Consider the following 25,305-nt stretch of genomic DNA (forward strand, 5'->3'; position numbering starts at 1 on the left):
ATTCCGTCACATTGAGATAAATATCTTGATAAAAGATTAAAAATCTTTACACGCGAGCGATCGTGGGGGCTGCCAAGAGCCGTCCGCGATCGGGCCCGATAGCCCGGTTCAAAACCAAATTGATGGATTACTCACTAGCCACCAACTTTTCAACCTCCGCCAGAATTATTTCTAATTCAGCGATGATTTTTGTAGCCCCCTCCAAATCATTAGATTCAGCCCGATTTTGAAGCTGATCTGCCATGTCGGGCATTAACCGCACCGCCGCCGTAGCGCTGACACCTTTAATTTGATGAGCGTGGCGGGCGAGTGTCTCCATATTTCCCGAGCCAATCGCCTCCTTAGCAGCTTCTAAATAACTACCAGTATCCACCACAAAAGCTTGCAGTATTTCCCGCTCAAACTCTAAATCAGCGCCCGAAATTTCGTGCAGACGTGCCATATCGACTACCGATTCGATATCTGGCTCAGAATTTTGAAGTTCCTCGCCCTTAAACTTGGGAGTTTCAATTTTTAGCTTGGCGGACCAATTTTCTAGTACCGATTTTAACTTTTCAATCGCAATAGGTTTGCTAATATAATCGTCCATGCCCGCCGCCAGACACTTTTCCCGATCGCCCTTCAAAGCATTCGCAGTCATCGCAATCACCACCGTCTTTTGATGCGGCTGCATCTTGCCAGCAGCAACATCTGCCGCTTCTAGGCGGCGCAATTGCAGCGTTGCTTCGTAACCGTCCAAAACCGGCATCTGACAGTCCATCAACACAATGTCATACTTTTTCAGAGCAACCATAGATACAGCCTCTGCACCGTTATTGGCCACATCCGCCGCGCATCCCAAAACTCTGAGTTGATTCAGACCAACTTTTTGATTGATTGGAGTATCTTCAACTAACAAAATCTTTAAACTTGCTAAGTCCCGGTTGTCAATAGCCGAGGCTCGATTGGAAGTTGGATTTGTCTGCGACTCATCAATCAGCGTACTCGGGGCGATCGCATTCGCCAAGCAATCAAATAGTCGGTGAGCTTTCACAGGTTTAGTTAAATAGCCACTAAAACCGCTATCTACCAAGCGTTTCGCCTCTCCAAGCTGAGTCATTGAAGTCAGCACCACCCACTTTGTCTGCTGCATTGCCGGCTCAGAAATCCTCAAGCGTTCGAGACTTCCCGCCACCATTTCCGGCAACTGAATATCAACCAAAACAATATCGTAAGGGGAATTAAGGCTGACAGCTTTGTACAGAGATGCGATCGTCATCCAACCGTTCTCAACCTCCTCAACCTCCATTCCCCACACAACAGCCATTCTCACTAACACTTTTCGCACTGTCGGCTTGTCGCTAGCAATTAACATTTTTCGCCCCGCCAGCACCGTTTCCAAATTCACTTCGCACGCTGTGCCGACAGCAGTTAAATTTTCCTTAACTGTCGGCACAGTAAACCAAAAAGTAGAGCCTTTGCCAGGGGTACTTTCCACACCGATTTGCCCCCCCATTAACTCCACCAACTCCTTAGAAATAGCCAGCCCCAAACCTGTGCCACCATATTTTCTTGTTGTAGAGGCATCAACTTGAGTAAAAGATTGAAACAGCTTTTTTTGATCTTCGACAGAAATCCCTATTCCTGTATCTGTGACTTTAAACAGCAGGAGCATCGACTCATTGTTTTCTATTTTTAACGGTTCGATGTTCTCTAAAATTTTCTGATTGTCGCTAGCTGCCAATAACCCAGGAGCGCTAGCATTAGCAACCTCAATTACCACTTCTCCTGCTTCTGTAAACTTAATCGCATTGTTGATCAAATTAGTGAGTATTTGCCGCAACCGCGCTGCATCACCTTTAATTTGCAGCGGCACGTCGCTCTCAATTAGTGCCACCACTTCTATACCTTTTTCTTGTGCGGGAGTTGCCAACAAATCCAGCACTTCGTTCATACAGATACTGAGGTTAAATTCTAGTATTTCTAAGCGCATTTCTCCGGCTTCCAGTTTGGAGAGATCCAGAATATCGTTAATGATAGAGAGTAAATTTTGGCTGCTGACTTTCAGCGTCTGTACAAAGTCAATCTGTTCGGGAGTAAGATTCGTTTTCAGCAGCAAATCAGTCATCCCCATCACTCCATTCATGGGAGTACGGATTTCGTGACTCATATTTGCTAAAAATAACGACTTCATTCGAGACGCTTCTAGGGCGGCTTCTCGGGCTTGCTGCGCTTGCTCAAAAAGAGTAGATTGCTGAATGGCGATCGCCAACTGTACGCTCAACCTTCCTAGTAAATCCACCTCAGAATCAGTCCAAACGCGCGGGCCTCTGCACTGATGGGCAATCAGCAATCCCCACAACCGATTTTGACTCGTTTCCAAACTCCTTCCCTGGGAGCCTATTCGGGGAATTTTGGGCAAATATTCTGTTGCCAACTCCTGACTTTCATCGCCTATAAAAATTGGGACAACTAAATTAGCCCTGACCTGCAAACTAGCAAGTAAATCTCGGTGTTTTTCACTCAAACTGGCAGTATAAATATCTGCCATTGCTTGAATTTGTCCAGCACTATATAGAGATACATAACTTTCCCCAAAGGATGTCATTGGAACTTCTCTGCCCAGCAGTGGCATCCAATCATCGCCTACAGATTCCACAACAACAACCGCTGTTTGGTCGGACTCAAAACGATAAATTACTGTGCGGTCAGTTGCCAGCAACTGCCGCACTTCTTGTACAGCAGTGCTCAGAGTTTGAGTGAGGTTGAGAGACTGCCGGACTCGCTGGGCGATCGCCGAAACAAGCCGTTCTTGTTCTGCTTGTTCCTGCAGCATTCTCTCAGCTTGCTTGCGTTCGGTGACATCGCGAATTACCGCAGCAAAGCACAGCGGTTCGGTGCTTTGAGGGTGCTTGACCAGAAAAGCATTCATCACAACATCAATGGGTTGTCCGCTGCCCAAGTGCTGCATTTGACCTTCTCCTTGCCACTGGCCGTGAGTGATGATTGTTGGCAAAATCTCTTGACTGAATTTCTCTTGAAAATAGAGCCCAATATAATCCCAGATCTCCGTATCAAGCACTTCCGAAAGATTCTCTACACCTACCAGTTTTCGTCCGGCTTCGTTGATAAACAGCGTTTGGCCTTTCAGGGTAGCCATACCGATAAAATCGCTGCTGTTTTCAATCAGCGACACAAATTTTTGCCGTTCTTCTTCTCCTTTTTTGCGTTCGGTAATGTCGCGCTTGACGCAGACATGACAAATTATATCGTCGGCGTTGTTAATCACAGAGTATGCCGCAACGTCGATCGCCAGCGTCTGGCCTTTTTTAGTGGAGTTAGTAATTTCGCCCCGAAAACTTCCAGTTTCCGCTAAACTTTGGGCAATTTCCCAAAAGCGCTCGCCCGCAACCAGCGGCGACGCTTCTGCTTCTAATTCCGCGTCTGTGTATTCTAGAAGCGTTTGGTGAGCACGATTTTGTTCGAGGAAAAACCCGTCAGCATCGATAATCACGATCGCATCATTGGAGTTTAAAAATATTTCTCGGTAAAGCTTTAGTTTTTCCTCAGCTCGCTTGCGTTCGGTTATGTCTCTTTTGACGCTTACGTAACAAACTACATCCCCAGCATCATTGAGAACTGCAAAAGCCGAAAGCTCCACCTCAACTGTTCCGCCTTGCAAAGCCTTAATAAAGGTGATTTCGCCTCGGTAACTCCCTGTTTCCGCCAAGCTTTGCAGTACCGACGCAAATGCCTGTTGTCCCATCTGATTGGCCGGGGTTTTTCCCCACAATTTTGACGCACTGTAACCCAGCAAAGCCGTGTGAGCTTGATTTGTTTCTAAGTAATAGCCTTGGGGATCTAAGATCGCGATCGCATCGTTGGATTTCAAAAAGATTTGTTGATAAAGTTGCAGCTTCCGTTCAGCTTGTTTCCTGGCGCTAATATCCGTGAACAAGCCGTAGTAAACTATCTCCCCCGATGCTTGAAATTCTGGCTGGGAAGCTCCTTGAACCCATTTAAGTTTTCCTGACGGAGTGACAATTTTTCCTTCCCAGCGCCAAGGCTGCAAATTTTCAGCAGAAAGCGTCAGCGAGTTAAGGAAATCATCTCGATCTTCGGGATGAATCATGTTAACAATTACATTAATATCCTGCTGAGCCTCCTCTGGTGCGATTTCATACAATTCTCGGCAGCCGGCGCTCACAAATGAGAAAGCCATTGAGCCGTCTGGATGTAAGTCAATTTGATATACCGTACCCGGTACGCTAGCAGTAATTTTTTGCAGTTTGGCTTGGCTTTGATTCCTGGCTTCATCTGTGGCCTGCAATTGACCAATCTCTCTAGAAAAACCCAAAACCCCAAATATATTACCCTCTGCATCGCATAGCGGCATTTTTTGCGTGTCAAAGATGTGCTGTTTGCCACCTTCAAAGACGATCGCCTGGTAGGGATTGCGAACCCTCTCCCCAGCCAGCACAGCTCGATCTTCCTCGCGGATGCCCCTAATTTGGCTGTTGCGATCGCCAAATACTAATTCGGCTGAAAACCCTAATTCTATATCATCTTTGCCGATAATTTCCTCAACACTTTTTCCCACATACTCAGCAAAACTTTGATTTACAAAAATGTATCTAAAGTTTCTATTTTTCGCAAAAACTCTGTCCGGAGCCTCCTCCATTACAGCCCGCAACAATAGTTCTTGACTTTCCGAATCCAGAGCAAAATTATTGGAAAATCTATCGGCACTGGTCGTTTGACGTCCTAAAGTTACTAACTGTTTGGCACAAATTTGAGCTACAGTGTGGAGCCAACAAAGGTCTTCCAAATTAAAAGCAGTTGCTTGCTCTGCACCAATGAAAAATACTCCCAACAATTCTTCACTGTCATCCAGGTTGGCTGGTGCCATCAAGACTGACTGAAACTGAGCAATTGGTGGCGGAGTGATGTTGTGCGCCCAGTCCCGATTGCCAGCAAGCCATTCAGCGCGAGCAGCTTGCAAGCGCCCTTCCATTTCGGCTTTGGTGCTAGCACTCAACGGCTGTAAGTGTTCCAGATATATTTGATCGTCCGGTAGCGTCAAAATTGCGATCGCCTGTGTGGGAATGAGGCGATCGAGATCTGCCAGACACGCAGAGCAAATTTCCTCAACACTGAGAGCCGCTTGAACTTTTGCAGTAAGTTCGTGGAGAACTTGCAGTTCCAAGGTACGCTGGCGGACTTTTGCTTTGAGGCTGGCGGCTAGGATTTGCATAGTGCTCACCAAACTGGTTTGCTTATATTATAATTATTGATTTTTAAACTTTTTCAAACAATCATCTTAAAATACATCCGCCGAAAAAACAACTTTTTTACATTGAAATTACCTTCAACCGATAAAAAAAACAAGGGCGCGATCGGGAGCAAAGCGGCACCGCAAAGCACCTGCTTGGCTCCCGCAGCGAGATTAGACGGCGAAATTATCCCATTAAAATCACGTTATCGATGACGTGGATGACGCCATTGTCTGCTTCGATATCCGCAGCGACAACTGTAGCATTTTTCACCTCAAAACCGTCAGAACAATCAATTTTAATCGGCGAACCTTCTAAGGAAGTAACAAAACCGAGTTTTGCCAAATCAGCCTTCATAAACTTCCCCGATACGACGTGAAACATCAAAATCCTGGTCAATTGGGGAACGTTCTGCACTAGGGTTGTGATAGTTCCCGGCGGCAATTTCGCAAAAGCATCGTCAGTGGGTGCAAAGACAGTGAAAGGGCCCGGACTCTTGAGCGCATCTACTAAATTAGCTACTTGTACCGCCGTTACCAGGGTTTGAAACGAACCCGCACCTACGGCAATATCAACAATATCAGGCATTATGTTTTACCTCATTTGCAAAAAATGTTCTCTTAAGTATCGTAAACTGAGGCTGGCAACAATACCTACTGTCTTTTTTGAAAAATGGGTAATTATTTTGTAGGGAGGACTTCAATCCTCAGATTTTTGCTGAGGACTTCAGTCGTCACTACAAACCTAATAATATAGGACTTACGCATGGGAACCCAGAAACCGGGTTTTTTACGAAAATACTTCGTTAAAAGCCGCAGATTAGGTAAAAAAACCAGTTTCGAGCAGTCGGAGTAGGTAAGTCCTGTAATAGTTATTTTACCCGATATAATATTACTAACGCCTTCACAATTTAACCGGGCGGGGGTTTCCAATTTCTACAATACTGCTGTCGATTGTTGTGATACCCAATTCTCTGTTTCTAAATCTGCTACTTGAGCATTTAGGTTTTCTCCCTTATGAATGCTAAAACTGCCGTACAAAATTGAAATTTCAAAAATGTCTGTATGAATCAAAGCTGCTTTCCGGTGCGCGTTTTCACCCAAATGAAGGCCAATCAAATCAGCTTCAGGATCTTTGACATCTTCAGGATGGAACACCTCCCAACTGATGTCTCGGCAGTCATGAAATACTATGCTATAAGGCAATCGATCGCCTGTCGGATCGTAAATACATTCAAATAAAATTTCATTCCCCCACAAAGACACATTGACATTTGTGATGAGGGACGTAAGTCCACCTAAATTAAGCAAGTTGTAGTCATCTGGCATATTAATTACTCACTTTTTCTCCCGAATTGTGCGTCCCAGGAATCTTATTGCCAAATTCATCGCGTGTTTTGACCAAGCTGCCATCTTTGTCAAGACGCAAACCTTTGTTTATTTTTCGGCCATCTGAACCGTATCTGGGAGCTGGGGTGCGTACAACTTCACCATCAGGACGGATATTGACTCGCGAACGATCGGCAAATTCGTATTCAAGATAACCCCCTTCAGTAGTTCTGATTTCTGCACCCAATCCGCGCAAAAAATCATCGACTTCTTGGCGAGTCATCCCGGTTAAGTCTCCAAACTCAGATGCAATTCCATTTCCTCCCACTCCCTGACTCGGCACGCAAGTCTCCTCACCAACCATTGCTTCTTGGAGTTTAGCACGGTTGAAGAATCGGAACAAGAAAATTCGGCAACGGATTCGCTTTCTGAGGATGTAACGGATGGATGGAAGAAGGAAGAAGGAAAAAGGAATAATCATTCCTCAAACTCGCAATGCCCAATGCTTTCCGGCACAATTTTCAATTCCCAATGACCAATAATCTATTTCCCAAACAAATAGGGGGGGCCTTGCGCCCCCCTACTAATTAACTCAAACTAACTAAAGTAGGAAAAAATTATTAGCCGCCGATTTGCACTTTCACCACGCGGTTCTTTTCTGCTTCCGCTTTGGGCAAATTCAGGTGCAAAACTCCATTTTTGTACTCAGCTTCTACGCTGTCATTTTGAACCCGGGCGGGTAGGGAAATCACCCGGCGGAACGAACCGTAGCGGAACTCAGAGCGAGTCATGCCTTTATCTTCACTCTTTGTTTCCTGACGGCGTTCGCCGCTGATAGCAACAGCTTCTGCGGTTACTTGTACATCCAAATCCTTAGCTTCCATGCCTGGAACTTCTAATTTAAGGTGGATGGCTTCGGGAGTTTCATCGAGTTCGGCGGGGGGTAGAAAAGAAACACCGTTAGATGCGCGATCGGTTGCCGGAGTCAAGCTATCAAACAACCGATTCATTTCTCGTTGCAAGGAGTCCATTTCCCGCAAAGGTTCCCAACGAATAAGTGCCATAACTAATACCTCGACTATCTGAAGTTTTTAGGGTTGAGAAACACTTGACTCAACCTGTATTTAATATATTTCAGCTCCAGAAATAGGGGGATTCGGTTTTCCGCAAAAAGGTCGATCGCATTACCGAACATTTGCGACCAATAATGTTGGGTGAGTCGGTTTGAGAGTGGAGATTTTAGATTGACTCCACAGATAAATCTGGAAGTTTGACCAAGAGTCTAAAATTTCAAGTATCCGTTTTTGGGCGAAGTCAGCAGCTTCGAGGTTGGAGAGTTGAGATTTGAGATTGACTCCACACATGAATCGGGAAATTTTAACTTTGGTCTAAAATTTTCTGCTCTCCACCACTCCTGTCTGCTAGCAACTATCCGTTTGTGGGCGAAGTCATTGCAGGTGGCGCTATTCGATCGCATCGGAACCCAACAATTTGAGATTTTAGATTTAATTTAGAATTCCCAACCTAAAATCTCACATTCCACATATAACGAAACAAAATTAACTCCACCGCGAATGCTGATAAGAAGCGTAGGTATCAAACAAAGCACCCACTAAACCAAAAGTTAGACCAATGACGAAAAAGCCCTGGAGGGGACAGCCGCTGCCGAAAGTAGCTAAGAACTGCAAAATCATGTCTTCTCCAGAACGACCAACTCCTTGGAGAGCAGGGACGAAGCCGATCAGCGAAAAGCTAGTCAATCCCGCGCCGATTAACAATATGGGGGCGACAAAGCTCAACAGGCTGGTCAGCAGTACAGAGCGAATAAAATTGGGAAAAATGCTCATAAGAGTCAGTAAATTCAGCTAAACTGCCGAAAGGTGCAAGTAAACAAAACTTGTCCTTTTCTACGATAGGCAGCGATCGCCGTCAGTGGCCGGTTCTGTCAGAAATCTTAAATGTTATAGAAAAAACTTGTTTAAGATTTGTAGATAGATTTCATTTTTTGCAGTTGTTCTACACTCGAAATCCCCTTGAGCACCACTACATCTTCGAGCCTCAGTTTGTGGAGTCAGCGGTTGCTGGCAGCAATTTTATTGGGCGGCCAAGTCATGCTGCACTTGCTGAAGGGCAAAATTCACCGCCGAAACACCCTCGACCAAATGGCAGCAGTCGGCCCGGAATCTCTGCTGATTGCTTTGCTGACTGCGGGTTTTGTCGGCATGGTATTTACTATTCAGGTAGCGAGGGAATTTATTAACCTCGGGGCCGGCAATGTCGTCGGTGGCGTTTTGGCTTTGTCTTTGACTCGCGAGCTCGGCCCCGTCTTAACAGCCGTAATCGTGACGGGACGGGTAGGTTCGGCTTTTGCAGCGGAAATCGGCACGATGCAGGTAACAGAACAGATAGATGCCCTGCTGATGCTTAGAACAGACCCGATCGACTATTTAGTAATTCCCCGCGTCCTTGCTTGCTGCTTGATGCTGCCAATTTTAACAATCATGTGTCTCGTCACCGGCGTCCTCGGCGGACTGCTGATTGCTACGACGATGTACGGCATCTCTCAAAACGTGTTTTTAGAATCAGTCCGCAATTTCCTGAGTCTGTGGGATATTTGCAGCGCGGCAATTAAGGCTTTTGTATTCGGTGGTTTGATTGCTGTAATCGGCACTAGCTGGGGTTTGACCACCACCGGCGGGGCAAAAGGCGTCGGTCAATCGACTACTACGGCGGTGGTGACGGCTTTACTGGCTATTTTTATTGTGAACTTTTTCATGACTTGGCTGATGTTTCAGGGGACGGGCTCTAGCGTACTCAAAGGCTTGTAAGCTAGGAAACGGATAAAATATGAATAATTGGCAACATTCCTTTACTACCCTTGATTTAAACCCGTGAATACCACTGCCTCTTCGACGGCGCCGACAAATACGATCGAACTCGCTCCGAGTTATGCGATTCCCCTAGTCCTGGTACTGGCGGCCCTACCGCTGCTGTTCGTGCAGAAGTGGGCTAGTTTGCCACTTTCGCTGTTCGGCTTGTTTCTGATGTATCAAGCCGCCACCATCCGGCTACAATTTACCCCAACAGATTTGGACATTTATCGATCGTCCAACTTAATCCGCCGCTTTCCTTACCGAGAATGGCAAAATTGGCGGATATTTTGGCCCGCAGTGCCGATTTTGTTCTATTTCAAAGAAATTAACAGCATTCACTTTCTGCCGGTTCTGTTCGATCGTAAAATGCTACAGACCTGCTTAGAACAGCGCTGTCCCCGTCAAGACTAAAAAAGTTGTTAATTTTTAATTTTTAACTTTTCCGTGCCCTACGCCGAACAAAATTTCCCATGAATTCAGACGAATCTCCAACCCAAGAACCGCAACCACAACCAGCCGCCCCAAGCGGTGACGGCGAAGTCGATTTACCCGTGAATGAGACGGAATATCAACTTCTATCTCAAACACGAGATTTGTGGATCGACGAAGATGAACTGCCAGCCCAACTCCCGCCAGAAACAGACCCGCCGCTGGCCCAGGAAGATGCCGAAATCGCCGAATTCGTGAATGAAGCAGGCGCAATCGCCCCAATTCCACCCAACACCGACGATGCCGAATCAGAAAGTCCGATCGCTCAAATCGAGCTTCCCACAGACTCCCAGCCAACAGCAACCGCAGCAACGGTAACGCACATCCCAGAAAATGTTACCGAACAGTTGGCACAGAGAGTCAAAGAATTGCAGCAGCAAGAACAAAATTTGACTGAAAAAATTGCCGCCTTGGAAGCCGACAAAGCCAATGCTATAGAAGCGTTGGGCGAGACTCAAGCATCGATCGGGCGTTTGGTACAAGACGGCTTGATTCAACTAGATCAGCGCAAACAAGCGCTACAAATCGAAGTAGAAAAACTCGAACGCCGGCGCGATCGAATTCAAAAGGAAATGCGAACCACTTTTGCCGGCGTTTCCCAAGATTTAGCAATTCGAGTCCAGGGTTTCAAAGACTATCTAGTAGGCAGTTTGCAGGATTTGGCCGCCACCGCCGAACTCTTAGATTTGACACCGCCGATGCAAGAGACACCACAGCGAACTGCTGCTGAGGAGTCTCAATCCTCAGCACCGGTAAATCCCAAATTTGCCGAACAGGGATTTCAAGAACAAGCCAAACAAATTCGCCGCACCCTCGATCAATATCGCACTGTCCCCGACTACTACGGCCCGCCTTGGCAACTCCGCCGCACTTTTGAACCCATCCACGCGGAACGAGTTTCTAACTGGTTTTTCACCCAAGGAGGAAGGGGTGCTTTGCGGACTATGGGTTCGCGCTTGCAAAATATCTTGATTACTTCGACTATTATTTCTGTACTCAGAAGCGTCTACGGCGGGCGGGTGCGAACTTTGGTACTCGCCAACAGTCCCGAACGTTTAGGAGAGTGGCGCCGGGGTTTGCAGGATTGTTTGGGCATTACTCGCAACGATTTTGGCCCGGAACGGGGGATTATTATGTTTGAGTCTGCGGAGGCTTTGGCTCAAAAAGCCGATCGACTGGTGAAAGATGGCAAATTGCCGCTAATTGTCATTGATGAAACTGAGGATTTAATTAGTTTGTCACTGCTGCAATTTCCGCTGTGGTTGGCCTTTGCTTCTGACCCGCAAACTTTGACGACTGCTAAGGATTTTTGATTGAGTAATTGGTAATTGGTAATTGGTAATTGCTAATTAGTAATTGCTAATTGCTAATTATGCTAGGGGAAAGATTGCAAATTTTAAAAGTACACGAAATCTCAAATTAAAAAATGGCTAGCTGGATAATTTTAAATGGCGCACTGTTAATAGCAGCTTATCTGCTGGGTTCGATTCCTACTGGGTACGCATTGGGGAAATGGATGCTAGGAATTGATATTCGAGAGGTTGGTTCGGGTTCGACGGGTGCGACTAACGTACTGAGGACTTTGGGTAAGTGGCCGGGGTTGGGGGTGTTGCTGGTTGATGTGTTGAAGGGGGTAAGTGCGATCGTCCTAATCCGCTACATTTACTCTCTCAGTTTTACCAGCCAGCTAGCAACCGCGGCAGGTTTAGAAAATACTGCAACTGTCCTCCCTTGGATGGCAACTTTGGCGGGTTTCTCTGCTGTTTTGGGCCACAGCAAATCTATTTGGCTGGGGTTTACCGGCGGTAAATCTGTGGCTACGAGTTTGGGAGTTTTGCTCGGTTTGTACTGGCCAGTTGGTTTGGGAACTTTCGGAATTTTCGGGATAGTATTTGCGGTATCGCGAATTGTCTCTTTAAGCTCGATTATCGGGGCAATTAGCGTTGCTGGATTGATGTTTGCTTTACATCAGCCGCTGGCTTATGTATTGTTTGGAATTGCGGGCGGTGTGTTTGTAATTGTGCGGCATCGGAGCAATATTCAGCGGCTTTTGAACGGTACTGAACCAAGGATTGGAGAGAAATTGGAAACAGCAGCTAGCGAGTGATAATTAGTTTGATTGAAGTGCGATCGCGCCTTAAAAATCCCACAGTTTAGCGCGCGGGCGATCGCTAGCAGCATCTCCAATTAAGCTTTTATAGCAGGCATGGCAGCGCATTATACAGCTCAGAATCCCTGAACAGGGATAATGCTGTTTAGAATGCTGTTTTGCAAGTCCACAGGCGTTACACCCTCAACAAAACCGATTGCATCTCCTGAATTCCTGACTTTGATCAGAGTCCCTGAACTCACTATCGATACAGGTTTTAATAGCTGTGATTGCTCTGGCGTGACAATAGAACCCGCAACTTGCGGAAATTCTACCTGTATCGTAATTGGCACATTTGTCAAGTTTTCCAACACTATATCATTCACAGTCAAACCGCCTGCTAATCCAATTTTATCGAAAGGTTGTCTGAAACCTACAATGAGATCGGCATTATTGACATCTCTAACTCCGGATTCTGCTTGAAGGACGTACAAGTTGCTGCCCCCGATTTTGAGTGAACCACTCTCACCCAAACCTGCTAAAAAGTCGCGACCCAAACCTCCCATTAGAGTGTCATTTCCGCTACCGCTGACTAAAAAATCATTGCCTTTACCTCCCAATAAAATATCATTGCCACTCTCACCAAAAAGTAAATCTCCATCTTGACCTCCGTTTAGAGAGTCATTGCCTTCAGTTCCATATATTGCGTCTTTCCCTCTTCCCCCAAGTAAAGAATCGTTGCCAAAATTCCCTCTGATAATATCTTCCCCTTCATTGCCATAAACCAAATCGCTAGCTGTTGAGCCTATGACTGAATCGTCACCTCCAAGCATCCATACTCCCGAGGGGAAATTAGTTACACCTCCGAATCGGGAATTAGCGAGGGATAACTCAACAGATTCAGATGTATTGTCGCCAACTAAGCGAGGCACTCCTGATAGATCTCTTTGTAAAGCCATAAAATATTTTGTTCCTCAAATCTCAGATGCCAAGATTATTAAATAAGCCACTCTCAAAGTCAATTCATATATTCATAACTTTGAGTTCATAAAAGTCATAACCTTGAGTTCATAAAAGTCATATTTGTGGTACGATCGACACCAACGAGTGCAGCGAGTCGAGGGGATAGAACAATTTATGTGTCTGAATCCAGGGGATATTCTGCGCGATCGCTACCGAATAATCGCTCAATTAGGGGAGGGAGGGTTTGCCATAACCTATAGGGCTGTCGATCTACATGAACCCGACGAAAATCCCCTGTGCGTCGTCAAGGAAATTGGGCCTCCTCAATCGAACGATCCGGAGGTTTTGCAGGCGGCGCAGGTGCAATTTGAAAGAGAAGCTAGAGCCCTGATATCTCTGGAACAGTGCTCGCGCATTCCCAGGTTAATCGAGCACTTTCAAGAACAGGGAAGATTTTACTTAATTCAAGAATACATCGAAGGAAATCCGCTGAACCAAGAGATCGGTTCAGACAGGCAGTTTACGGAATCAGAAGTTATTGATTTATTGCAGGACATTTTAGAAGTTTTAGATTGCGTCCACTCTCAAGGTATTATTCACCGCGATATTAAACCGTCAAACTTAATCCGGTGCAAGCTAGACGGCAAAATTGCCGTGATTGACTTTGGGGCAGTCAAAGGTATTAGCAATTTGGCGATTCAGGGGGGTCAAATAACTCAAACTCGCGTCATCGGTACAGACGGTTATATGCCGGCCGAACAGTGGATAAATCAGCCAAGATTTAGCAGCGATATCTATGCTGTGGGAATCATCGGCATTCAAGCGATCGCAGGTTTAGATATTGAAGACTTTTTAAATCATCCAAGAACTGGGGAACTTGTCTGGCACTACTCAACTGACGATCGCCCGATGGTACAAATTAGCGACAAGCTAAAAAAAGTTTTAAATAAGATGGTGCGCTACCACTTTAACGATCGCTATCAATCCGCTGCTGATGTTTTGCAGGATTTGCGATCGGTGGTGCTATCGCCCTCACCGCCGATTGAGACTGCGACGCAGGTGGGAGGGGAATATTCGATCGCCACTGACAGCAGGACACCTGTGGACTCAAACCCTCGTTTAGTCCTCCCAGATAATTTAAGTGCCGGAGAAAGAATTCTCTTTACCAGTTCTCGTCCTCGGTTAAAGCAAAGAGGAGTTGAAAAGTTTGCAGCTTCAAATGCAGAGCAAGCTTTTAATTTATTCAAACAATCGTGGCATAAAGAATACGGCAAAGATCCAGAAACTTTAGTTTACCTGAACAATGCTTTTCTGGAGGCCAGCAACGCTCCTTATTACACAATTGCTGTAGCCATTCCCATTTGTGGGAGAAAGCCGGACAGTTTTGCTCTGCTTGGTGCTCAGGCCAAAGAATTTCTGCGCGGAGTGGCTCAAGCGCAAACAGAAGTTAATTTGGGGCTGTCCAATGCTAGCGACCCGGACTTTCCCGGTCGAGGTTTTTTACCAAGTCAAGCCATTAACGGCAAAGGACTTAAAGTAATTATTGCTGACGATGGGAACGATGAAAGAAAGGCAAGACAAAGAGCAATCTCACTGGTAAATCAACCGGAAATTTTAGCAGTTGTCGGTCACGCTAGCAGCGAGATGACGATGTACACGGTAGATATTTACAATAACAATAATCTGGTTTTGATGTCTCCGGGTGCAGCCACGGAAGAGCTGACAGATGAGCCTAAAAAATTTTTCTTTCGGACTCAATATACGAGCAGTTTAATCGCTAAAGATTTAGCGGACTACCTCCTCGCAAAAAATCAAAAACAAGTAGCAATTTTATACAATCAGGAAAGCCCATTCAGCGCATCTTTTAAGGAAGAGTACACAACCTATTTTCGAGACCGCCAAGGGGGAAAAATAGTCTGCATTCGGGATTTCGATTTATTTAACACAGACTTCAACGCCCAAAGAGCGATCGAGGAAATCCAGGCGAACGCAGAAACTGCGATCGTGTTAGTTCCAGACCCTCATATTAGGGGAGCCTTAAACAGCGCATTTGAGATAATAAAACTTAACGCCGATCGCAATTGGATTGCCGGGGCATGGATGCTGATGTGTCCGCAAATGTTAGAATTTGTATCTGGGCAACCGCAAAGGTTGTTTGAAAAACTAATCCTTTCTGTCGGCTGGCATCCTTTAAACAGCCCTAACAAAGAATTTCCTCAACAGGCTCGATCGCTGTGGGGAGAAGAGGGAAATACTCGTATAGCTTCAGGTTACGATGCAGCGCGCGCACTCATAAAAGCATTGGAAATGCAGCAGGAACCCAGTCGCGAAGGGATGCAAAGAACGCTTTCATCTCCTGATTTTAGGGCTTGGGGAGCAACAGGAACCATTCAGTTTAACTCGCCGGAAAATGGCGATCGGCAAAATCATCCCAGCGATTTAGTACATATTGTAGAGTGTCCAGAAGAGCGGTTCGGCCTCGCTTTTGTTCCCGTCCAGTACCCGACAGCGGCAGCGGCAGGTTTAAAGTGCGATTGAACTCGTTTCTGATTGATTCAATTTTCTGGCGTTAGCCGCCCTCGCTCGCGGTACATGAACCGCCAGAGGGCGGCGTTACATACTCGTGAGTAAACTATATAAACCCGTTCCCGCCCGATGGTAAAATCAACCTCAACGAGTGCAGCCAGTCGGGGAATCGGAGAATTTATGTGCCTAAAACCAGGGGATATTCTGCGCGGGCGCTACCGAATTATCGGTCAATTAGGTGAGGGAGGGTTTGCTAAAACCTATACGGCTAACGACGCTTTAGGCAGCCCCGAAAATCCCCTGTGCGTCGTCAAGGAAATTGAGCCGCCTCAATCTAAGGATGCGCGGCTGTTGGAAGAAGCACAACAGCAATTTGAAAAAGAAGCTAAAACCCTGAAGTATCTCGATCGATGTCCGCGCATTCCCAAGTTTATCGATCGCTTTCTGGAAAAGGGAAAATTTTACTTAATTCAAGAATACATCGACGGAAATCCGCTGAATCAAGAACTAATTTCAGGCCAGCAGTTTCAGGAGTCAGCAGTTATTGATTTATTGCTGGACATTTTGTCAGTTTTAGATTGCGTACACTCTCAAGGTATTATTCACCGAGATATTAAACCGTCAAACTTAATCCGGCGCAAGCTAGACGGCAAAATTGCGATGATTGACTTTGGGGCGGTAAAAGCGATCGGTACTTTGGCGATCGAGAAGGGTCAAATAACTCAAACTCGTGCCATTGGTACTGAAGGTTATATGCCGGCCGAACAGTGGATAAATCAGCCAAGATTTAACAGCGATATCTATGCTGTGGGAATCATCGGCATTCAAGCGATCGCAGGTTTAGATATTGCTGATTTTTTCAACCATCAAAAAACCGGCGAACTCGTCTGGCATTACTCCACTGACGAGCGCCCGCTGGTACAAATTAGCGACAAGCTAAAAAAAGTTTTAAATAAGATGGTGCGCTACCACTTTAACGATCGCTATCAGTCCGCTGCTGAAGTGTTGCAGGATTTGCGTGAAGCGAAGCTATCCCGTAGGGAATCGCTAACAGCGTTGCACTCACCTGCGCCCCCTTCACAACAACCTCTGCTGCCGAAGCCTCAACGCCAATGGCAAGATACATTGAGAGTCAGCTTGCCGATCGCGATCGCAGGATTCCTCGGGCTAGCAGCATTTTTAATACACAAAGTTTTTACACCTAAAACTTGTCCTTTAATCCAGGGAGATGCTGTAAGTTGCGGCGAGGAACTCCTGATAAAAACCTCTGGCTCTCGCTTAAAAGAAAGGGGAGTAAATGAATTGTTTAATGCAAATTATCAAGCAGCTTTTAATTTATTTAAACAATCGTGGAACGAAGAAGAACGCAAAGATCCAGAAACTTTAATTTACATCAATAATGCCCTTTTGAAGGCAAAAAAAGCTGATTACTACACCCTTGCAGTTGCCGTTCCCATTAGCAACAGCGAAGGAGGTACTGTCAATTCTGATTTGGCTAGAGAAATGCTGCGCGGCATTGCCCAGGCCCAAACAGAAGTCAACCTAGGACTCTTTAATTCCGATCGCAATAACGACTTTCCAGGTCAAAGTTTTTTAACAGGGAAAGCCATTAAGGGCAAGGGTATTAGAATCATTATCGCTGACGATGCCAATCTGAAAACAGAGGCAAAAGCTAGGGCCTCTTCACTCGTCAAGCAAACCGAAATTTTGGGCGTCGTCGGTCACTATACTAGCGAGATGACTGTGTATGCAATCGATATTTATGACAAAAATAACTTAGTCTTAATTTCCCCTGGGAGTACAACGGAACAATTAACAGAACAACCTCGCAAGTTTTTCTTTCGCACTGTTCCTAGACATCAAATTACTGCTGAAAACTTCAAGAACTATCTGATTGAAAACGCAGGTTCCAAAAAAGCTGCGGGTTTATATTGTCCTGAAATTCAAGCTACTTCTTCATTGTGGGAAGAATTCAGAAAACAGTTTAGACAAGCAGGAGGAAATATTGTCAGCATCACTGAATTCGATTTATGTAAGAAAACTTTTAACGTTGAATTAGCATTACAAGAAATCGAGCGAACTGAGAAAACAGCCATTGTCTTAAGTACGAGTCATGTCCCGAATGCAGTCAAAAATGCGATGGCACTTATTAAAGCCAATGGCGATCGCAATTGGGTAGTGGGAACCGGGGGAATCTACAGCCAGAAAACCTTAGAAACTGCCTCCCAGTTACAGTCTTTTAATAAACTGGTGACATCATCCTCTTGGCATCCCTTAGCTGCTCCCAACCCCACATTTGCCGAAAATGCTCGGAAGCTTTGGGGAGGAAACGTCAACCACCGCACAGCTTTAACCTACGATGCAACTCGGACGCTAATTACAGCAATAGAAATGCAACAGCAACCCAGCCGCGAAGGGATGCAGCACACTATTGCGAGTCAGAATTTTAGCGCCACAGGAGCAACCGGAACTATTGAGTTTGATGCGAAGGGCGATCGCCAAAATTTTCGACCGGACTTAGTACATATTGTCAAGTGTCGAAAAGAGCGGTTCGGCCTCGCTTTTGTTCCCGTCAAGTATCCGACAGCGGCAGCGGCAGGTTTAAAGTGCGATTGAACTCGTTTCTGATTGATTCAATTTTCTTGCGTTAGCCGCCCTCGCTCGCGGTACATGAACCACCAGAGGGCGGCGTTACATACTCGTGAGTAAACTATATAAACCCGTTCCCGCCCGATGGTAAAATCAACCTCAACGAGTGCAGCCAGTTGGGGAATCGGAGAATTTATGTGCCTAAAACCAGGGGATATTCTGCGCGCGCGCTACCGAATTATCGCTAAATTAGGTGAGGGAGGGTTTGCTAAAACCTATACGGCTAACGACGCTTTAGGCAGCCCCGAAAATCCCCTGTGCGTCGTCAAGGAAATTGAGCCGCCTCAATCTAACGATCCGGAGGTTTTGCAGGCGGCGCAGGTGCAATTTGAAAAAGAAGCTAAAACCCTGAAGTATCTCGATAAGTGTCCGCGCATTCCCAAGTTAATCGATCGCTTTCTGGAAAAGGGAAAATTTTACTTAATTCAAGAATACATCGAAGGAAATCCGCTGAATAAAGAACTCGCTTCTCTCAGGCAGTTTCAGGAGTCAGAAGTTATTGATTTATTGCTGGATATTTTGTCAGTTTTAGAGTGCGTACACTCTCAAGGTATTATTCACCGCGATATTAAACCGTCAAACTTAATCCGGCGCAAGCTAGACGGCAAAATTGCCGTGATTGACTTTGGGGCGGTAAAAGCGATCGGTACTTTGGCGATCGAGAACGGTCAAATAACTCAAACTCGTGCCATTGGTACTGAGGGTTATATGCCGGCGGAACAGTGGAAAAATCAGCCAAGATTTAACAGCGATATCTATGCTGTGGGAATCATCGGCATTCAAGCGATCGCAGGTTTAGATATTGCTGATTTTTTCAACCATCAAAAAACTGGCGAACTCGTCTGGCATTACTCCACTGACGAGCGCCCGATGGTACAAATTAGCGACAAGCTAAAAAAAGTTTTAAATAAGATGGTGCGCTACCACTTTAACGATCGCTATCAATCCGCTGCTGAAGTGTTACAGGATTTGCGAGCGCTAACAGGATTGCATTCACCACCACCGAAACGCAGGCTGTTTTCTCGATCGATCTTTGGCTTGTTGCCATTGGCAGTTGCGGGAATGACAGCGGGACTAGCAACCCCTATTTTTTTACGCACAATTACACCTAAAACTTGTCCTTTAATCCAAGGAGATGCTGTGAGTTGCGGCGAAGAAATCCTAGTAAAAACTTCTTCGCCTCGGTTAAAGCAAAGGGGAGTTGAGGAGTTTGCGAAATCTAATTATCAATCTGCTTTTAATTTATTTAAAAAATCCTGGAACGAAGAAGACAGCATCGATCCCGAAACTTTAATTTACATGAACAATGCTTGGCTTCAGGCTAAGAATGCTGATTATTACACAATTGCTGTTGCCGTTCCCATCCTGAGAACTCAGGATGGTTCTGTAATTAATGCAGATTCTGCAAAAGAAATTTTGCGCGGCGTTGCCCAAGCCCAAACACAAGTTAATTTAGGATTAAGCGCTGCTAATGAGAGGAATAAAAGCTTTCCCGGTCAAAGCTTTCTCGAAGCCAAAACTATTAACGGAAAAGGTCTTAAAGTCATCATTGCTGACGATACAAATCTCAAAACAGAGGCCATTAAAACAGCAAATACACTGGTTAAACAGCCGGAGGTTTTAGGAGTAGTCGGTCACTATGCCAGCGAAATTACCCTATCAGCGGTAGATATTTATGACCAAAATAACCTGGTTTTGATTTCTCCGGGAAGCACAACGGAAGAACTGATAGAAAAGCATCGAAAAATTTTCTTTCGCACATCCTATTCGAGTCGGTTTGCTGCTCAAACTTTAGCAAAGTATCTGCGGTCAGTAGGCAAAAATCAAGCGACAGTTTTATACAATCCCGGCAGTTCGTCTGGTTCTTATTTTACACAAGCTTTCAAACGGCAGTTTCAAGATGACAAAAAAGCAAAAATAGTCAGAAGTCGCGACTTTGATTTATCCAAAAATGAATTCAACGCCCAAACAGCTTTAAATCAAATCCAGCGCACAGGGGAAACTGCGATTGTGTTATCTCCAGACGGTCAAATTACTAATTCATTAAATAACGCGATCGCAATGGTTAAAGCCAACGGCAATCGCAATTGGATAGCCGGAATTTGGGTACTCTACAAGTGGAGAACTTTGGAAGCCGTATCCCAGTTAAAATCTTTTGAAAAACTAATCGTCTCTGTCCCCTGGCATCCCTTAAGCAGTGTTAATAAAAAATTTCCTCAACAGGCTCAAAAGTTGTGGGGAGGAACGGTAAATACCGATACCGCCTTAGCTTACGATGCAACTATTGCCCTGATTAAGGCAATGGAAATGCAGCAGCAACCCAGCCGCGAAGGAATGCAAAAAACGCTTTCTCTTCCGAATTTTATTGTGGAAGGAGGAACAGGAACTATTCAGTTTGATGCGAAGGGCGATCGCAAAAATCCCCCCAGCGAATTGGTGCATATTGTCAAGTGTCGAAAAGAACAGTTTGGTGTAGCTTTTGTTCCCGTCAAGTATCCGACAGCGGCTGCGGCAGGTTTAAAGTGCGATTGAACTCATTTCTGATTGTTTCTGGGCGTCATTCCTGACTTATTTCCCCAATTCTTGAGAACGCAAACAAGCTGCTTTCACTGCTTCGATTAGGGCCGAGCGAAAGCCACTACTCTCTAATTTAGCAATTCCCGCAATAGTCGTGCCGCCGGGACTTGTAACTTGATCTTTCAATTGTGCCGGGTGCATTCCCGTTTCTTGCATTAGCTTCGCCGTACCGAATACAGTTTGCAAAGCTAATTGAGAGGCGATCGCCCGTGGCAAACCTGCACACACTCCGCCATCTGTCAATGCCTCTATCAAAATTGCTACATAACCAGGCCCGGAACCCGAAAGCCCTGTCACCGCATCGAGCATACTCTCAGGCACTTCTACCACTTCTCCTACGGCCTGAAAGATGCGCTTTACCAATTCTAAATCAGCCGGTTGAACAAGTTTTCCCGAGGCGATCGCACTCATTCCTGCTCCTACCGTAGCCGGAGTATTCGGCATCACACGCAGCACTCCCCGCCCCGGGAAGGCTGGTTCGAGCTTGCTCAGTGGCACTCCTGCCAAAATCGACACTACCAGCGCTTCTGGCTCAGAATTAGCCGTTTCTCCATTATTGCCCTGTTGGCGATCGGCCGCCACGGCCAATTCCAAAGCTACCGTATCAAAAACTTGCGGTTTAATCGCCAAAAACAGCACTTCTGTAGCGGCAGCAACTTCTAGATTGCTGGCTGTTGTTCCAATCCCGTAGGTTTCCGTCAAAAATTGGCGGCGTTGAAGTTGTGGGTCGCTCACCAATATTTCAGAAGGCAAATAAACTTTTTGTGCAATTAAGCGGGATAAGAGAGCTTCTCCCATTACCCCGCCGCCGATCGTACCAAATTTTATGTTAGTCATTAGTCAGTTGTCACTTGTCACTTTTGAGTTATCAGTTGTCAGTTGTCAGTTGTCAGTTGTCATTGGTTACTTAGTTGTTAGCTAATGTTATTAATCCGCAGTGTTTATTCCACAGTTATTAGTTGTTAACTATTGACTACTGACTACTGACTACTGACTACTCACCACTGTCAACTGACTACTAAATACTGACTACTGAGCGATTGGAGCTTGTTCTGCCGGCCAGACTGTCGGTGCTGGAGCAGCAGGACGAGGGCGTCCTTGAGCAGGAGGCACTTCGTGAACCACACCAGACTGAGTTCTCACCTGCACGCAGCTAGGCGTAAACAAGAAAATACTTTCGCCAATTCGCTCTTGATGACCGTCCAGGGCATAAGTACCGCCCGCCACAAAGTCCACAGCTCTTTGCGCTTGGTCTGGGTCCATCACCGTCAGGTTCAAAACCACAGACTTCCGTTCCTTAAGCGCTCGAATTGCTGCCGGCATCTCTTCAAAAGTGCGCGGCTCCATTACTACTACTTCCGAAATCCCGTTCATAGCTCCAGGCATTCCAATCACGTTATTCATTACTGACCCTACTCCCGCAGTTGGTGCAACGACATCCATACCTGTCGATCCTACTACTGACCGCTCCCGCATTCTACGATTTTGACGACGTTCTTCTTCTGCTGCTGCGACGGCAGCGGCGTTGGGTTCAGGCGCTTGGTAGAAGTTCTGATAGCGCTCCCCTTCCGTTTCGTCGTACACGTCATCGTACTCAGGCTCATTGTTGATGCCTACAAAATCTCGCAGTTTAGAAAAAATATTCATGATTCACTCTCCTTCACGACTTTGCTGCCCCGACTATACTCGCGTTGCGCGTTAATCGCGGGTGGCTGACTACTATATATTTAACCTAAATTGTCTTTATTAGAAGATTTGAATTATTTATCCCCTCCTAGAGCCAAATAAGGTTTGTCCTAGCCGTACCATAGTAGCACCTGCTTGAATTGCCAAATGATAATCTCCCGACATCCCCATCGAGAGCTGCTGCATTTGAATGCAGGACAAATTTTGCTGTTGGATTTTGTCAGCAAGTTCGCGGGTGCTGTTAAATAATTCTAGGATTTGCGAGTCATTTAACCCCAATGGGGGTATTGTCATCAAACCTTGAATTTTGATATGCTGACATTTGTTGAGTTCTGGAAGGTCAGCAAGCAGTTCTGGAACGGTCCAGCCGTATTTGTCCGGGTCGGGCAACATTTTGACTTGCAGGCAGACTTGGGGAGAGCACGACTGTTCGCCCGCCAAGCGCGAAAGTCGCTGAGCGATTTTTAAATTGTCTAGAGAATGAATCCACTGGAAATGCTCTAGGGCTTTGGCGGCTTTGTTGGCTTGCAAGTGGCCGATCAAGTGCCAGTTGATATCCGGTAAATCTTGCAGTTGCCTTTGTTTGTCGGCAGTCTCTTGAACCTTACTCTCGCCAAAATCCCGGATACCGGCGTCGTATGCTTCCCGGATAGCATCAGTCGGTACCTGTTTGGTAACGGCAATTAACCGCACTGATTCCGGCAAGTGTTGGCGAATGCTGTTAATTCGAGAGGCAATGGTCATGGGTGTTCAACGCTCTTGACGGGAGGGAAGGAAAATTAAGACAGTTACCAGTTACCAAATTACTGATTTTCGTTATTGAAACGTGCGCTGGTGAATGGTCTGCAATTGGTCGTACTCCTGATATTGACCGCTGCGACGCAGGGTTCGCAGGCGAATTTCGACCATGAGGCGAGCGTCGGAGCGGCTGATTGGTTCAAATCTCAGCCCCCCTGGGCCGTTGGTCACCAAAAAAAACAGGCGCTGGGCGTATAGGGTGGTAAATAATTCTTGGCTGTCTTCAACCTGGGATACCCTGAAGAGGAGGCCAAAGTTTGGATGATTCAGGTAAGTTTCGGTAGTCATTCACGCTCACAATCGATCAATTTTAGATTGAAGATTTAGATTTTAGATTTTAGTTTCGCTCTATCGCCCGACGGCGTTGTTTGACGGCGGGGTACAAAGAGCGATAGCCGTAGCCGTGCAATAGTCTCCGTCGTGGCTGAGGCTCAATTGCCACTGGCAATTTCCCCAAACAGAGGCCTGTGCTGCTGCGGTTCCGTGCAGTTGGACGTTTGGAGCACCGTTTTCGGAGCGCCGAATCTCCACATCTGCATAGCGTATTCCCCGCCATCCCGTGCCTAGAGCTTTGACAACGGCTTCTTTTGCTGCCCAGCGCCCCGCTAGTTGGTTGCAGGAAACTCGATTCATTTTACCTTTAATGCTGCTGTGTTGAGAATTTAGTGACCTACAATCGCTTTGTTCGGCGGGCGTGTAAACTTTTTCGAGGAAGCGATCGCCAAACCGGTCTAATGCGGCTTGTATGCGCGGAACATATACGATATCTGTCCCAAGATAGATGTTCAAGGTCTTGGTTCTCTAAATATTTGTCTCCATTACTTTAGCAGGACTGTCGCGCACCAGACAAAACTTACTCACATCTAGACCCGTGCTCAAAACGACGAGCTTGATCAGTCATTCCCAATTCTTTAATATTCTTCAATCTCAAATCTCATCAATCAATCTAAAATCTAAAATCTAAAATCTAAAATCTTAACTGTCCCAACCCCAAACCAAGCGCGCGCTCCAGAGGACGAGCAAGCAGCCAAGGGCGATCCAGTCTCGGATTTTCAAGTGCAACTGGTGCCATTCTACACGGTGTCGATCGGGACTGGTGAAGCCGCGAACTTTCATGGCGCTGGCAATTTGTTCAGCTCGCAGGAGCAAGTTTTCTAACAGCCGCTCTGCTATCATCAACCACACTTGAGCTGCGCTGCGAAATCCGAGTTTTTTCCAGTTTATCGCTCGGGTTCTGACCGATCGCACTAAATTTTGTATTTCTTCCAATACTAGGGGAATGAACCGCAAAGATAAAGTTAATGTTAGCGCTATTTCGGTGACTGGCCAGTTCAAGCGGCGCAGAGGCTGCATTAAGTTTTCAATCGCGGCGGTGATTTCTTCGCTGGCTGTGGTGAGAAGGTAGAGGTTGGTGCTGTAAATTACTGTGAAAAATAGGGTACTGACGTTGATAGCTAAATCTAGGGATTGGCGGGTGATTTTAATCGGGCCTTGTTTGAATACAACGTAACGGTAGTTTGTGGGTTGGGGGAGTTGATTTGGGCTTTGGGCTTTGGGATTGGGGATTTGGGAGTTTGAGCCTAAGTTAAAAGGTTTGTACCAGGGTTTGGGCTCTTGACGGGGTGGAAGGGTTGCGGGCTGTTGGGAAAAGGTTAATTCGTCGGCGGGGATGCGGGGCTGGTGTTCTGAGCGGAGTCCGTCGGGGGCGATCGCGCTGAGACCAAATACTAATAGACAGAATAGCAGCAGCAGTCCCATTTGCTGTTTCCACACGCGCAAGGGAATTGCTGCTGTTAGTGTCAGTACGATTAACATTCCTACTAGCATCAACCGCCAGATGGGATTGGCGAGTATTGGGGCGATCAAAAATGTCATCAACCAGGCGAGTTTTACGCGGGAGTCTAACCGGTGCAGCCAGGTTACGGGTTGTTCTAGGTAAAGTCCAATAGGGAGCGATCGCAATAAATCCATTTTGTCGATTTTAGATTTTTAATAATATAAATTTATTGAACCGCGAAGACGGGTTAGGCGAAGCCGCGCGTAAGCGCTAGGACGCGAAGGAAGAGAAAAGAAAG

The 25,305-nt window shown here is 46.1% G+C and carries 21 protein-coding genes; 8 read left to right on the forward strand and 13 right to left on the reverse strand.

Annotated features, from left to right (window positions below; genetic code table 11):
- Positions 1 to 127 precede the first annotated feature (127 nt).
- From QUB33_RS18725 to QUB33_RS18745, 5 genes are all read right to left on the reverse strand, one after another.
- Entirely contained in the window at positions 128 to 5,233 is a 5,106-nt protein-coding gene (locus tag QUB33_RS18725; protein ID WP_333352436.1) for a PAS domain S-box protein, read from the reverse strand.
- 205 nt (positions 5,234 to 5,438) lie between these two features.
- Positions 5,439 to 5,840 (reverse strand): fasciclin domain-containing protein, encoded by a 402-nt coding sequence (locus QUB33_RS18730; protein WP_006634220.1) that lies wholly within the window; start codon positions 5,838 to 5,840, stop codon positions 5,439 to 5,441.
- Between the two features lie 347 nt (positions 5,841 to 6,187).
- Positions 6,188 to 6,580 (reverse strand): hypothetical protein, encoded by a 393-nt coding sequence (locus QUB33_RS18735; RefSeq protein ID WP_333352439.1) that lies wholly within the window; start codon positions 6,578 to 6,580, stop codon positions 6,188 to 6,190.
- A 1-nt stretch (position 6,581) separates the two neighbouring features.
- Entirely contained in the window at positions 6,582 to 7,061 is a 480-nt protein-coding gene (locus tag QUB33_RS18740; protein ID WP_333352441.1) for a hypothetical protein, read from the reverse strand.
- 139 nt (positions 7,062 to 7,200) lie between these two features.
- Positions 7,201 to 7,644: an Hsp20/alpha crystallin family protein gene (locus tag QUB33_RS18745; RefSeq protein WP_333352445.1), complete on the reverse strand. Its 444-nt coding sequence runs from the start codon at positions 7,642 to 7,644 to the stop codon at positions 7,201 to 7,203.
- Positions 7,645 to 7,884: 240 nt separating this feature from the next.
- On the opposite strand from QUB33_RS18745, the gene QUB33_RS18750 reads away from it, so the two are divergent.
- Positions 7,885 to 8,094, forward strand: a complete 210-nt coding sequence (locus QUB33_RS18750; RefSeq protein WP_333219007.1) for a hypothetical protein — start codon at positions 7,885 to 7,887, stop codon at positions 8,092 to 8,094.
- Positions 8,095 to 8,139: 45 nt separating this feature from the next.
- Here the strand turns inward: QUB33_RS18750 and QUB33_RS18755 are convergent, their stop codons facing one another.
- Positions 8,140 to 8,427, reverse strand: coding sequence for a hypothetical protein (locus QUB33_RS18755; RefSeq protein ID WP_333352448.1), 288 nt, complete (start codon positions 8,425 to 8,427; stop codon positions 8,140 to 8,142).
- A 186-nt stretch (positions 8,428 to 8,613) separates the two neighbouring features.
- Here QUB33_RS18755 and QUB33_RS18760 point away from each other — a divergent pair, with 186 nt between their 5' ends.
- The 4 genes from QUB33_RS18760 (at position 8,614) to plsY (ending at position 12,049) form a co-directional block, all read left to right on the forward strand.
- Complete coding sequence (locus QUB33_RS18760) at positions 8,614 to 9,408, forward strand: MlaE family lipid ABC transporter permease subunit (RefSeq protein ID WP_333352450.1); 795 nt, start codon at positions 8,614 to 8,616, stop codon at positions 9,406 to 9,408.
- Between the two features lie 63 nt (positions 9,409 to 9,471).
- Positions 9,472 to 9,864: a DUF3119 family protein gene (locus QUB33_RS18765; RefSeq protein WP_015178462.1), complete on the forward strand. Its 393-nt coding sequence runs from the start codon at positions 9,472 to 9,474 to the stop codon at positions 9,862 to 9,864.
- A gap of 59 nt (positions 9,865 to 9,923) precedes the next feature.
- Positions 9,924 to 11,255, forward strand: coding sequence for a DUF3086 domain-containing protein (locus QUB33_RS18770; RefSeq protein WP_333352454.1), 1,332 nt, complete (start codon positions 9,924 to 9,926; stop codon positions 11,253 to 11,255).
- 113 nt (positions 11,256 to 11,368) lie between these two features.
- Entirely contained in the window at positions 11,369 to 12,049 is a 681-nt protein-coding gene (gene plsY, locus QUB33_RS18775) for a glycerol-3-phosphate 1-O-acyltransferase PlsY (RefSeq protein ID WP_333352458.1), read from the forward strand.
- Between the two features lie 119 nt (positions 12,050 to 12,168).
- On the opposite strand, the gene QUB33_RS18780 is transcribed toward plsY, so the two are convergent.
- A complete protein-coding gene (locus tag QUB33_RS18780; RefSeq protein ID WP_333352461.1) occupies positions 12,169 to 12,990 on the reverse strand; it encodes a calcium-binding protein in 822 nt (273 codons plus the stop codon).
- A 178-nt stretch (positions 12,991 to 13,168) separates the two neighbouring features.
- Here QUB33_RS18780 and QUB33_RS18785 point away from each other — a divergent pair, with 178 nt between their 5' ends.
- From QUB33_RS18785 to QUB33_RS18795, 3 genes are all read left to right on the forward strand, one after another.
- Entirely contained in the window at positions 13,169 to 15,532 is a 2,364-nt protein-coding gene (locus tag QUB33_RS18785) for a bifunctional serine/threonine-protein kinase/ABC transporter substrate-binding protein (RefSeq protein WP_333352464.1), read from the forward strand.
- 168 nt (positions 15,533 to 15,700) lie between these two features.
- Complete coding sequence (locus QUB33_RS18790) at positions 15,701 to 18,136, forward strand: bifunctional serine/threonine-protein kinase/ABC transporter substrate-binding protein (protein ID WP_333352467.1); 2,436 nt, start codon at positions 15,701 to 15,703, stop codon at positions 18,134 to 18,136.
- 168 nt (positions 18,137 to 18,304) lie between these two features.
- Entirely contained in the window at positions 18,305 to 20,701 is a 2,397-nt protein-coding gene (locus QUB33_RS18795) for a bifunctional serine/threonine-protein kinase/ABC transporter substrate-binding protein (protein WP_333352470.1), read from the forward strand.
- Between the two features lie 36 nt (positions 20,702 to 20,737).
- Here the strand turns inward: QUB33_RS18795 and proC are convergent, their stop codons facing one another.
- The 6 genes from proC to QUB33_RS18825 form a co-directional block, all read right to left on the reverse strand.
- Entirely contained in the window at positions 20,738 to 21,583 is an 846-nt protein-coding gene (proC, locus tag QUB33_RS18800) for a pyrroline-5-carboxylate reductase (RefSeq protein ID WP_190656554.1), read from the reverse strand.
- Between the two features lie 192 nt (positions 21,584 to 21,775).
- Positions 21,776 to 22,393: a cell division protein SepF gene (locus QUB33_RS18805; protein WP_333045108.1), complete on the reverse strand. Its 618-nt coding sequence runs from the start codon at positions 22,391 to 22,393 to the stop codon at positions 21,776 to 21,778.
- 117 nt (positions 22,394 to 22,510) lie between these two features.
- Complete coding sequence (locus QUB33_RS18810; protein ID WP_190738676.1) at positions 22,511 to 23,176, reverse strand: YggS family pyridoxal phosphate-dependent enzyme; 666 nt, start codon at positions 23,174 to 23,176, stop codon at positions 22,511 to 22,513.
- A 72-nt stretch (positions 23,177 to 23,248) separates the two neighbouring features.
- Entirely contained in the window at positions 23,249 to 23,518 is a 270-nt protein-coding gene (pipX, locus tag QUB33_RS18815) for a transcriptional coactivator PipX (protein WP_006634205.1), read from the reverse strand.
- Positions 23,519 to 23,578: 60 nt separating this feature from the next.
- Positions 23,579 to 24,019: a holo-ACP synthase gene (gene acpS, locus QUB33_RS18820; protein WP_333352475.1), complete on the reverse strand. Its 441-nt coding sequence runs from the start codon at positions 24,017 to 24,019 to the stop codon at positions 23,579 to 23,581.
- Between the two features lie 186 nt (positions 24,020 to 24,205).
- Complete coding sequence (locus QUB33_RS18825; protein WP_333352478.1) at positions 24,206 to 25,201, reverse strand: energy-coupling factor transporter transmembrane protein EcfT; 996 nt, start codon at positions 25,199 to 25,201, stop codon at positions 24,206 to 24,208.
- Positions 25,202 to 25,305: the final 104 nt, after the last annotated feature.

Origin of the sequence: Microcoleus sp. B3-A4 (assembly GCF_036705385.1) — a bacterium.
Lineage (GTDB): Bacteria > Cyanobacteriota > Cyanobacteriia > Cyanobacteriales > Microcoleaceae > Microcoleus.

Bases quoted from the DNA above. Each gene is read 5' to 3' on its own strand.
- QUB33_RS18805 (WP_333045108.1), bottom strand. From the start codon at position 22,393: ATGAATATTTTTTCTAAACTGCGAGATTTTGTAGGCATCAACAATGAG.
- QUB33_RS18740 (WP_333352441.1), bottom strand. From the start codon at position 7,061: ATGATTATTCCTTTTTCCTTCTTCCTTCTTCCATCCATCCGTTACATC.
- QUB33_RS18770 (WP_333352454.1), top strand. From the start codon at position 9,924: ATGAATTCAGACGAATCTCCAACCCAAGAACCGCAACCACAACCAGCC.
- QUB33_RS18790 (WP_333352467.1), top strand. From the start codon at position 15,701: ATGTGCCTAAAACCAGGGGATATTCTGCGCGGGCGCTACCGAATTATC.
- QUB33_RS18755 (WP_333352448.1), bottom strand. From the start codon at position 8,427: ATGAGCATTTTTCCCAATTTTATTCGCTCTGTACTGCTGACCAGCCTG.
- proC (WP_190656554.1), bottom strand. From the start codon at position 21,583: ATGACTAACATAAAATTTGGTACGATCGGCGGCGGGGTAATGGGAGAA.
- QUB33_RS18725 (WP_333352436.1), bottom strand. From the start codon at position 5,233: ATGCAAATCCTAGCCGCCAGCCTCAAAGCAAAAGTCCGCCAGCGTACC.
- pipX (WP_006634205.1), bottom strand. From the start codon at position 23,518: ATGACTACCGAAACTTACCTGAATCATCCAAACTTTGGCCTCCTCTTC.
- QUB33_RS18810 (WP_190738676.1), bottom strand. From the start codon at position 23,176: ATGACCATTGCCTCTCGAATTAACAGCATTCGCCAACACTTGCCGGAA.
- QUB33_RS18825 (WP_333352478.1), bottom strand. From the start codon at position 25,201: ATGGATTTATTGCGATCGCTCCCTATTGGACTTTACCTAGAACAACCC.
- QUB33_RS18745 (WP_333352445.1), bottom strand. From the start codon at position 7,644: ATGGCACTTATTCGTTGGGAACCTTTGCGGGAAATGGACTCCTTGCAA.
- plsY (WP_333352458.1), top strand. From the start codon at position 11,369: ATGGCTAGCTGGATAATTTTAAATGGCGCACTGTTAATAGCAGCTTAT.
- QUB33_RS18795 (WP_333352470.1), top strand. From the start codon at position 18,305: ATGTGCCTAAAACCAGGGGATATTCTGCGCGCGCGCTACCGAATTATC.
- QUB33_RS18785 (WP_333352464.1), top strand. From the start codon at position 13,169: ATGTGTCTGAATCCAGGGGATATTCTGCGCGATCGCTACCGAATAATC.
- QUB33_RS18730 (WP_006634220.1), bottom strand. From the start codon at position 5,840: ATGCCTGATATTGTTGATATTGCCGTAGGTGCGGGTTCGTTTCAAACC.
- QUB33_RS18735 (WP_333352439.1), bottom strand. From the start codon at position 6,580: ATGCCAGATGACTACAACTTGCTTAATTTAGGTGGACTTACGTCCCTC.
- QUB33_RS18780 (WP_333352461.1), bottom strand. From the start codon at position 12,990: ATGGCTTTACAAAGAGATCTATCAGGAGTGCCTCGCTTAGTTGGCGAC.